Annotated in this window: 5 protein-coding genes; 2 read left to right on the forward strand and 3 right to left on the reverse strand. The window is 66.7% G+C overall.

All coding sequences use genetic code 11. The features are described 5' to 3' along the window. Window positions 1–199 precede the first annotated feature (199 nt). The 3 genes from eno to G6017_RS04130 form a co-directional block, all read right to left on the reverse strand. Complete coding sequence (gene eno, locus G6017_RS04120; protein WP_182616059.1) at window positions 200–1,477, reverse strand: phosphopyruvate hydratase; 1,278 nt, start codon at window positions 1,475–1,477, stop codon at window positions 200–202. A 227-nt stretch (window positions 1,478–1,704) separates the two neighbouring features. After that, a complete protein-coding gene (locus tag G6017_RS04125) occupies window positions 1,705–2,064 on the reverse strand; it encodes a type II toxin-antitoxin system RelE/ParE family toxin (protein ID WP_182609404.1) in 360 nt (119 codons plus the stop codon). Further along, a complete protein-coding gene (locus G6017_RS04130) occupies window positions 2,064–2,360 on the reverse strand; it encodes a type II toxin-antitoxin system ParD family antitoxin (protein WP_206682189.1) in 297 nt (98 codons plus the stop codon). The genes G6017_RS04125 and G6017_RS04130 overlap by 1 nt, the downstream gene beginning before the upstream one ends. A 484-nt stretch (window positions 2,361–2,844) precedes the next feature. On the opposite strand from G6017_RS04130, the gene G6017_RS16690 reads away from it, so the two are divergent. Together G6017_RS16690 and G6017_RS17395 are read left to right on the forward strand one after the other, a co-directional pair. Continuing rightward, on the forward strand, window positions 2,845–3,609 hold the full coding sequence (locus G6017_RS16690) for a DEAD/DEAH box helicase family protein (RefSeq protein ID WP_347237941.1): 765 nt from the start codon (window positions 2,845–2,847) through the stop codon (window positions 3,607–3,609). 88 nt (window positions 3,610–3,697) lie between these two features. Continuing rightward, on the forward strand, window positions 3,698–3,934 hold the full coding sequence (locus G6017_RS17395; RefSeq protein WP_481788155.1) for a site-specific integrase: 237 nt from the start codon (window positions 3,698–3,700) through the stop codon (window positions 3,932–3,934). Window positions 3,935–4,101: the final 167 nt, after the last annotated feature.

Genomic DNA, 4,101 nt, shown 5'->3' on the forward strand with positions numbered 1-4,101 from the left:
GCGGGGCCCGGCGGATGGGGCCCGACGCCTCCCCGGGGCGCCGGGACGACGACCGATCGCGGCCGTCGCCCCGACGATCCGGCGAGCCCCGGCGATCAGAAGGGCGCGGTGGGCGAGCCATGAGCCCTCCTCTCGACGACCTACTTACTGGGCCTGCTCTGACTGTGCTTAGTCTGCCCGCGCGACCCGATGGCCTGGCTCAGGCGTTGAAGCGCGGGAAGGCGCCGGCGCCGGCGTACCGGGCGGCGTCCCCGAGCATCTCCTCGATGCGCAGCAGCTGGTTGTACTTGGCCACGCGCTCCGAGCGGGCCGGGGCGCCGGTCTTGATCTGGCCACAGTTGCAGGCCACCGCGAGGTCGGCGATGGTCGTGTCCTCGGTCTCGCCCGAGCGGTGCGACATCATCGAGGCGTAGCGGTTGCGATGCGCCAGTTCGACGGCGTCCAGGGTCTCGGTGAGGGTGCCGATCTGGTTGACCTTGACCAGCAGCGCGTTGGCCGCGCCCTTGGCGATGCCGTCGGCCAGGCGCTGGGGGTTGGTGACAAAGAGGTCGTCGCCCACGATCTGGACCTTGTCGCCGATCATCTCGGTGAGGGTGGTCCAGCCCTCCCAGTCGTCCTCGTCGAGCGGGTCCTCGATGGAGACCAGGGAATAGTTGGCCACCAGGTCGGCGTAGACGTCGGCCATCTCGGCGGCGGAGAGCTGCTTACCCTCGAAGTGGTACTTGCCGTCCTTGTAGAACTCGGTGGCTGCGACGTCCAGCGCGAGCGCCACGTCGGTACCGAGGGTGTACCCGGCCTTCTCGATGGCCTCCACGATCACGTCGAGCGCGGCCTTGGTGGAGTCCACCGACGGGGCGAAGCCGCCCTCGTCGCCCAGGCCGGTCGACAGGCCCTTGTCCTTGAGCACGGCCTTGAGGTGGTGGTACACCTCAGCGCCCATGCGCAGGGCCTCACGGAACGTGGGCGCGCCGATGGGGGCGATCATGAACTCCTGCACGTCCACGCCCGAGTCCGCGTGGGCGCCGCCGTTGAGGATGTTCATCATGGGCACGGGCAGGACGTGCGCATTGGCGCCGCCGATGAAGCGGTACAGCTCCAGGCCGGCGGCCTCGGAGGCGGCGCGGGCCACGGCGAGCGAGACTCCCAGGATGGCGTTGGCGCCGACGTGGGACTTGTTGTCCGTGCCGTCGGCGTCGAGGAGGGCCTCGTCGACCAGGCGCTGCTCCTCGGCGGGGATGCCGATCACGGCCGGGGCGAGCACGTCCAGCACGGCCTCGACGGCCTTGGTGACGCCCTTGCCCAGGTAGCGGTCGTCGGAGTCGCGGAGCTCCACGGCCTCGTGGGCACCGGTCGAGGCACCCGAGGGCACCGCGGCCCGTCCGAACGAGCCGTCGTCCAGAAGCACCTCTACCTCAACGGTGGGGTTGCCTCGCGAATCGAGGATCTCCCGGGCTCCGACCTGCTCGATAAGCGCCATCTGTGCTCCTTGGGGAAGTTCGTGGTTCGTCTCTGGGCCGGCACCGCGCTGGGTGGTTGCAGTACCGGAGACCATTGTTCCACGTCGGTCTACAGGGCGGGCCGAGGCTGCGCCGGGGGCGGGCTCCCTCCCCCTCCCAGGTATGCGCTCCGTCTGTACGCCGCCAGCCCGGGTGCGCGCCGAGGCTGGTCCATTCCGGGCGCGCACTGCTCCCCGGCCGCCCCCGCTCAGCTCCACACGCGAGCAGGATCGACGTGCTGGCCCACGTCCATCGCGTCGTGGAGAACCCTGCCGACCACGAGAACTTCACCGTCGAATCGGCAGACGAGAAAGTGCCGGGGCCGGCTGACACTCCCACCGCTTGATCGACGGCGACTATTCGACAGGTGCCACGACACGACCCCCTCCCCGAGCTCCGGACGCTCGACCAGACCGGGATTGTCAGAGGCGGAGGCCGCATCCCTGAGTGCCGCAACGATCAGTGCTTCATACCGCTTCTGGGCCTGGTCGCCGAACTGCTCATACGACCACCACAGAATCGACGCAATGTCTTCACGTGCGCTCTCTGAGAGACGAAACGTCGCCATCAGCCAGGTGTTTGACCGTCGGCCACAGCCAGTGCACCGATGTCTGCGATGAGGTCGTCAAGGCCCGCCTCATCGACATCCACATAGCGACCCGCCGCCACGTCAGCCCACCCCTGATCGGCAGCTGCACGCAGCGCGGCGAGCCTGGCCGCATCCTCAGCATCGCGTCGCTCCAACAGCCGAAGCCCTTCGCGCAATACCTCGCTGGCGTTCTGGTAGCGCCCGGATGCCACCAGCTGATCAACTAACTCGTGTTGCTGCTGGCCGAGAACAACATTCCGTGTTGGCATACTCATCACCCCTGTTGGCAGAATATGCCAACTCGGCGCCCCAAGCGAGGTCCTGCCGTCACTGTGAACTGATCCGTGGCAGGAATTCTGGCCTCGGCGGGTCAGCGTCGTCGTCGAACTGGAGCTCTGTCCCCGACCGGCGGACTCGCCCCCGCCCCCGGCCACCTACCCTCCCCCACGGCGTCCCGGCACCGGGCCACCCCGGCGATGACGGACCCGGCCCCTACAGTGAGCCCGACGCCGCCAGGACCACCCAGGAGAACGCTGTGGACTCACCCGCCCTCGTCACCGCCCGAGACGCGGCAGCACTCTGATGGCGACCCGGTCCTCACGCAAGGCCACGGCCAGGCGCAAGTCGAGCCCCAGGCGGGCGACGTCAGCCAAGAAGCGGCCCGCCGCGGCGCCGGCGGTTCCGTCTATCCCTCCCGGCCAGCGGGTGTGGCTGCTGGAGCTCCCGTGGGGAGGACTGGGCGGCGGGACGCCGGCCGGGGTGACCTACTACAAGTCGCTCACCGCGCACGCCTACGTCGGTACCGCCCTGCCGAGCCCACTGGAGCCCTACGCCAGCAAGCCCTGCTCCTACCTGCGGTGGCTGGAGGACGAGCTCAACGGCAGCGAGGGCCCGGGCGCGACCGCTGCACCGATGACGCTGCGCCCAGAGCAACACGCGGACGTGGACGCGATCGTCGCTGCCGCCCAGCGCCAGTTCCGACAAGTTCATCTGGCCAACGATGTGGGCACCGGCAAGACCCTGGTTGCGGTGGCCGCGGCGAAGGGCATCGCGAAGTTGCGCGGCGCCCGCACGATCCTGGTGACGGTGGATCGGCCAGCCCGCATCACCATCCCGTCGTGGCGGCGCACCATCGCAGCACTGGGTGACGACAACCAGTGTGACGACGACCTGCGCTGGATCATCATGTCCTCGGACAGCCTGGGCAAGCTCATGGCCCGGAACGGGCGCCCTCGCCTCAAGGTCGATGTGGCGGTGATCGACGAGGCCCACCAGTTCCGGCACGCCAGCAAGCGCACCAGCTACATGCGTCGTCTGACCCGAATGGACGGGCCGCACGAGAAGGCCCCGTTCGTGCTGACGATCACCGCCACCCCGGGCCACCACCCGGGCGTTATGCGCTCTTCGTGGCAGTGTCTCATCAGACGGCTACAGTGCCAGCGGGACTGGGCTGCTAGCCCCAGAGCCGTAGGGGTGGAAGTTGAGCGTGGAGTTGTACTTTGCCAAATGGGCGGCAATCGGTGACGGACCGATGTCTCTCGATCCAGAACTGACTCCACGACGACGGATCAAGGATGGGACACCGATACTCGTAGATGACCAGATGCGACCGATGGAGCCCTGGTGCACTTTCCTACGCTTGTATTCTCAGAACTTAAGCCGCAATACAGTTCGATCTTATTCGCGAGATGCCGTGACATTTGCCAAATTTCTAGATGATCGTGGCGTAACAATTCTAGAGACTGTAGAGAGCGAAATAGCCGCCTTCTGCGACGACCGGCTCAGCAGAGGAATATCGACGCGGACTCTCGACCGTCAATTAGTATTCGTACGCGCCTTTTTTAACTAACTATACGAAACTGGTCAGCGAGATGAACTGCCATGGATCCGGATAGCCAGCAGATCAGTCGTTCATCGTAAAACTCCCTCGACGGACCTAAGGGTGAGGGCTGTTACCCGTGCTCAATGGGATGCCTTCCGAAATGTTGGACTAGCCCCGGTAGTTCACGGGGATCT

Source organism: Dietzia sp. B44 (assembly GCF_014145245.1).
Taxonomy (GTDB): domain Bacteria; phylum Actinomycetota; class Actinomycetes; order Mycobacteriales; family Mycobacteriaceae; genus Dietzia; species Dietzia natronolimnaea.

What these genes read in the sequence shown, in the direction of transcription:
- eno (WP_182616059.1), bottom strand. Translation starts at nt 1,477, where the DNA reads ATGGCGCTTATCGAGCAGGTCGGAGCCCGGGAGATCCTCGATTCGCGA.
- G6017_RS04125 (WP_182609404.1), bottom strand. Translation starts at nt 2,064, where the DNA reads ATGGCGACGTTTCGTCTCTCAGAGAGCGCACGTGAAGACATTGCGTCG.
- G6017_RS04130 (WP_206682189.1), bottom strand. Translation starts at nt 2,360, where the DNA reads ATGAGTATGCCAACACGGAATGTTGTTCTCGGCCAGCAGCAACACGAG.
- G6017_RS17395 (WP_481788155.1), top strand. Translation starts at nt 3,698, where the DNA reads ATGGAGCCCTGGTGCACTTTCCTACGCTTGTATTCTCAGAACTTAAGC.